Below are 5,449 nucleotides of genomic sequence, written 5' to 3'. Positions count from 1 at the left end.
CCCACGGCCACCCGACCTTTCTTCGATTCCTTAGAACAGATCCGAAGAATGCCAGGTGGCCGTGCCCGTTGTCAGGCGATCACACCACCACGCCACAAAAGATCTTGTAGACCTCAAATCTCAAGCTCAGGCCGGTTGAGCGATGGTCGATCCGTGCACCAGGTCGGTGCCGAGCCGGGTCGGGGTGTGGTGGACCGTTTGGCCGTCGCGGACGGTGGCGATCAGGCCGCACTCGCGTAAGGCGGTGGCGTGCCGGGAGGCCGCTGCCGCGGATACGCCCAGTGCCGCGGCGAGCCGCCCGGTGGTCAGGGCCGGCGCCCCGACCACGCTGACCAGTGCGGCCGCCCTTGTCGCCCCGAGCAGCGACGCCAAGGCCTGAGGCGGGGCGTCCAGGCGGGGGTCGCGCGTGACCGGACCGGCGGCGGCCGGGTAGACGACGGTCACGCTGTCGGCCAGCGGGTCGAACATGACACGGGTGGCCAACGCCGTGGGCTGGAAGATCAACGGCCGCCCGTCGAGGGACTCCCGGGCGTCCAGGACGGTGTTCAGGCGCAGTTCGCGCCCGTCCCAGCGGATCGAGGGATGCAACGAGTTGAGCAGCTCGCCGCTCCCGCCGATCAGGGCACGGGCCTGCGCCGTGGCCGACGCGGTGGCCACCAGCGAGGTGATCCGCCGGCGGTAGGGCTCCAGGGCCCTGGCGCGCAAACCGGCCAGTATGCGGTTCAGAGTGCTCACGGCGCCCGGGTCCCCGTCGGCCAGCGCCCGGGTGAACGCGGTCAGCGCCCCGGATCGGGCCAGGTCCCGCAGATGAGCCGTGGCCTCCGGGGCACCGGGATCGATCCCGCCGGGCGCCGCCGCCTTGGCGGCCTGGCCGAAGAACGCCGGGATGTACATCGGCGTGTAGAGGTCGAACAGTCTGCCGTGCTCGCTGTTCCAGCCGCGCGCCACATCCAGCCGCCACCCCGCCAGCCTGCGGTCGGCGCCCCGCTCGCCGCCGCGGCCGGCCAGTTGCGCCCCGCCCAGCGCGAGCTCGTACCCGAAGTCAGCCACCTCGGCGACCTGCACCCGCTCGAGCTCGTCCGTCGAGAGAACAACCCGTATCAACCCCGTACCCCCGTACCCCCGGAGTCCCGCGGCCGGCGCACCGGCCTGAGACCTTTTGCGCGCTCCCGCAAAACAGTAGCCGCTGGAGTGCTCCCGGGCGATCGCATTACCGCGCCCCCGCCTGGACACCGAGACGAGGGCAGCCCGCGCGCGTCTCGCGCGGCACTCACGCCATGACAGAACCAGGATGCTTCGAACCGGTACCGGTACCTGCCCGGCTGACTGCACCACACCCGCAGGAGCACTCGACCCGCCCACGAGCAGGGCCCGCGCCCCGCGGCCGCTGCGGGCGGCGCACGCGGCGCGCTGCGCGGCCGAGCACCCGGCGCACGCAGCGCGCCGCGCGCGTCAGCCCTCGGCCAGGTCCGAGACCGGCGGGCAGGAGCACATCAGGTTGCGGTCTCCGTACGCGCCGTCGATGCGGCGCACCGGCGGCCAGTACTTGTCCGCCGCCTGCGCCGCGCCCGCCGGGAAGACCGCCGCGACCCGGTCATAGGGGTGCGCCCACGGCCCCGCGATGCTCGCCGCGGTGTGCGGGGCCTGGCGCAGCACATTGTCCTGCGCGTCCCACGCCCCCGAGGCCACCTGCTCGATCTCCCCGCGGATCGCGATCATCGCGTCGCAGAACCGGTCGAGCTCCGCGCGCTCCTCCGACTCGGTCGGCTCCACCATCAGCGTCCCGGGCACCGGGAACGACATCGTCGGGGCGTGGAACCCGTAGTCGATCAGCCGCTTGGCCACGTCCTCGACGGTGATCCCGCTGCGCCGGGTGATCTCCCGCAGATCCAGGATGCACTCGTGCGCCACCAGCCCGCCCGGCCCGGTGTAGAGCACCGGGTAGTGCGGCGAAAGCCGCGCGGCCACGTAGTTCGCCGCGAGCACCGCGACCTGCGTGGCGCGCTTGAGCCCCTCGGCGCCCATCAGCCGGATGTACGCCCACGGGATCGGCAGGATCCCGGCCGAACCCCACGGCGCCGCCGCCACCGGCCCGACCGCCGGCGGCGCCGTGCGCTGCGGCCCGGCCACCGGGTGCAGCGGATGGTTGGGAAGGAACGGCGCCAGGTGCGCGCGCACCGCCACCGGCCCGACACCCGGACCGCCGCCGCCGTGCGGGATACAGAAGGTCTTGTGCAGGTTCAGGTGCGAGACGTCCGCGCCGAACCGGCCCGGCTTGGCCAGCCCCACCAGCGCGTTGAGGTTCGCGCCGTCCACGTACACCTGCCCGCCGGCCTCGTGCACCGCCGCGCACACGTCCGTGATCTGCTCCTCGAACACCCCGTGCGTGGAGGGGTAGGTCACCATGAGCACCGCGAGCCGGTCGCGGTGCTCGGCGAGCTTCTCACGCAGCTCGTCGACGTCCACGTCGCCGTTCTCACGGCAGCCCACCACGACCACCCGCATCCCGGCCAGCACCGCGGACGCCGCGTTGGTGCCGTGCGCGGAGGACGGGATCAGGCACACGTCGCGCTGCCCCTGCCCCTGGGCGCGGTGGTAGGCGCGCACCGCCAGCAACCCGGCCAGCTCGCCCTGCGACCCGGCGTTGGGCTGCACGCTGACCCGGTCGTAGCCGGTGACCTCGGCCAGCCACCGCTCCAGCTGCCCGATCAGCGTCAGGTACCCCCCGGCCTGCTCCAGCGGCGCGAACGGGTGGATGTCGGCGAACTCCGGCCAGCTGACCGGTTCCATCTGCGTGGTCGCGTTCAGCTTCATGGTGCACGAACCCAGCGGGATCATCGAGCGGTCCAGCGCCACGTCGCGGTCCCCCAGGCGCCGCAGGTAGCGCAGCATCGCGGTCTCGGAGCGGTACCGGTGGAAGACCGGGTGGGTCAGGAACGCGCCGGTGCGCTCCAGAGCGGCCGGCAGTGCGTCGGGGGTCGCCTCGTCCAGAAGGTGCGCCTGCGCGCCCTCGACGCCGAACGCCAGCCACAGGGCCTGCAGGTCGGACCAGGTGGTGGTCTCGTCGCAGGAGATCGCGACGGTGTCGGCGCCCGACAGGCGGATGTTGACCCCGGCCAAGCGCGCGGCGTGCCACAGTTCGGCCGCGCGCCCGGGGGCGTGCACGGTGATCGTGTCGAAGAACGCCTCGTGCGCGACGCGGTAGCCGTGCTCGCGCAGCCCGGCGGCGAGCACCGCGGCGTGGCGGTGCGCCCGGCGCGCGATCGCGCTCAGGCCCTGCGGGCCGTGGTAGACCGCGTACATCGCGGCCATCACCGCCAGCAGCACCTGCGCGGTGCAGATGTTGCTGGTGGCCTTCTCCCGGCGGATGTGCTGCTCGCGGGTCTGCAGCGCCAGCCGCAACGCCGGCGCGCCGTCCGCGTCCTGAGAGACGCCGACCAGGCGCCCGGGCAGCGAGCGGGTCAGGCCGGAGCGCACCGCGATGTACGCGGCATGCGGCCCGCCGAAACCCAGCGGCACGCCGAAACGCTGCGTGGTACCCACGGCGATGTCCGCGCCGAACTGCCCGGGCGCGCGCAGCAGCGTCAGGGCCAGCAGGTCCGCGGCCACGGCCAGCAGCGCGCCGCGCTCGTGGGCGCGCTCGGCCAGCCAGCCCAGGTCGCGTACGGCGCCCGAGGCGCCGGGGTACTGGGCCAGCACGCCGAAGAAGTCCGTCTCGGGCAGCTCCCGCGTGCCCAGGTCGACCGCGAGAAGCTCGATGCCCAGCGGTTCGGCGCGGGTCTGCAGCACGGCGAGGGTCTGGGGGAATATGTCGGCGTCCACGAGGAAGACCGGGGCCTTGTTCGCCGCCGAGCGCCGCGCCAGGGTCATCGCCTCGGCGGCGGCGCTGCCCTCGTCCAGCAGGGAGGCGTTGGCGGTGGGCAGCGCGGTCAGGTCCGCGACCATGGTCTGGAAGTTCAGCAGCGCCTCGAGCCGGCCCTGGGAGATCTCCGGCTGGTAGGGGGTGTAGGCGGTGTACCAGGCGGGGTTCTCCAGCACGCCGCGGCGGATGACCGCCGGGGTGTGCGTGCCGTAGTAGCCCAGGCCGATCATGGGGCGCAGCACCCGGTTGCGGGCGGCCAGGTCGCGCAGTTCGGCGGTGACCTCGGCCTCCGAGCGCGCCGGGGGCAGCGCGAGGCGTTCGGTCATGCGGATGGTGGCGGGCACCGCCGCCTCGGTCAGCTCGTCGAGGCCGGCGTATCCCAGCAGCGCGAGCATCTTGGCCTGTTCCTCGGGCCGCGGGCCGATGTGCCGCTCGGCGAAGGGCGCGGCGCCCTGCGCCAGGCCGGCCGGACCAGGCCCGGGGTGCGGGTGCGGGTGGGCGGCGGGCAGCGGGGTTGTGGTGGCGAAGTCGGCCATCGCGAGCCTCCAGCGTGGTCCCTTCCGGCGCGCGGCTTTCGCTCGCCGGCCTCTCCCCCTCTGTTTCAGGACCTGAGAGCTTCACCGGGCTGCCCGCCCCCGCGCGGGGTCGAACGCCCGGTTTTCACCGTCGGTGGAGGAGGCCGCCGGGCCCGGTGGAGGGCCGGCGGTTCCCCGCTTTCCAGAGTCGCCTGTCCCGTACGGTCCGTGTGCCTGAGAGATTCCGGGGAGAGGTTGCTCCTTCGGCGCCCGCGGCTGTGCGGGACTCTCCCGTCCGGGATGAACGGCTGGACTCCACGGTAGCAGCGGGGGGCGCGCACGTCCGATCCGTACCGCGCGGCCACGGCGCGCACCGCGCGAGCGCGCCGGTAGAACCAGGCCGGGCCGGGCCGTGGCAATGCGCCTAGACGGTGTTGGAGAATGTATCAAGGCAACGATTCGACCGCCGCTTCGCCGGATTCGCCCCTTGAGGCATTCCCCAACACCGCCTAGAGCGGTTCGTCCGGCGCGAGGCCCTCCTCGTCGCGCAGCGCGTTGGCCAGCGAGGTGGCCAACGCCATCCCGATGTTCAGTTCGCGGCTGATGCGGCTGGCGGAGGGCTGGCCGCGCCAGCGTTCGACTTCGCGCGCGGCGGTGAGCAGTTCGCTCTCGCGCGTGGAGCGGCGCGGCAGCGGCGGCATCGGCGGCGGCGCCTGGAACTCCACGTTCGGGGCTTCCTGGCGGCCGGCGGGGAACGGCACGGCGGGCGCGGCGGCGTGGGCGCGCTGGGCGGGAACCGGCGCCGGGGACGGGGAAGGTGCGCCGGGGGCCGGGTTGCGCGGCGCGACGGTGCCTTCCCGGGCCGCGGCGCCGGCCGCCGCGCCGGCGGCGGCGACTCCGGGCAGAGCGGCCTCGTGGCCGTTGACAGGAGGCTGGGCGGTGCGTGCCGCCGCGGCCGGGACGCCGGCCGCCGGCGGCTGCGGGTCGGGCGCCGGTGTGTGCGCGGGCCGCGGATGATCCGCCCCGCCGCTGTCGCTGTCGCTGGCGCCGCTGTCGCTGGCGCCGCTGTCGC

Annotated in this window: 2 protein-coding genes, 1 pseudogene and 1 riboswitch; all 3 genes and pseudogenes read right to left on the bottom strand. The window is 74.2% G+C overall.

The annotated features are described in order from the left end of the window. Nucleotides 1-126: 126 nt before the first annotated feature. On the bottom strand, nucleotides 127-1,050 hold the full coding sequence (locus KGA66_RS27885) for an ArsR family transcriptional regulator (RefSeq protein ID WP_211472384.1): 924 nt from the start codon (nucleotides 1,048-1,050) through the stop codon (nucleotides 127-129). 402 nt (nucleotides 1,051-1,452) lie between these two features. Further along, the gene (gcvP, locus tag KGA66_RS27880; RefSeq protein WP_211472383.1) at nucleotides 1,453-4,398 is read right to left on the bottom strand and encodes an aminomethyl-transferring glycine dehydrogenase; all 2,946 of its coding nucleotides are present in this window, start codon (nucleotides 4,396-4,398) and stop codon (nucleotides 1,453-1,455) included. Between the two features lie 191 nt (nucleotides 4,399-4,589). Next, a riboswitch (glycine riboswitch) is annotated at nucleotides 4,590-4,681 on the bottom strand. Between the two features lie 205 nt (nucleotides 4,682-4,886). After that, nucleotides 4,887-5,449: pseudogene (locus KGA66_RS27875) on the bottom strand (hypothetical protein); the annotation flags it as partial.

The organism is Actinocrinis puniceicyclus (genome assembly GCF_018283645.1).
GTDB lineage: Bacteria > Actinomycetota > Actinomycetes > Streptomycetales > Catenulisporaceae > Actinocrinis > Actinocrinis puniceicyclus.
Note: the sequence above shows the minus strand (reverse complement) of the source record. Positions and strands in the feature narration are given on the sequence as shown.

Bases quoted from the DNA above. Each gene is read 5' to 3' on its own strand.
- gcvP (WP_211472383.1), bottom strand. From the start codon at position 4,398: ATGGCCGACTTCGCCACCACAACCCCGCTGCCCGCCGCCCACCCGCAC.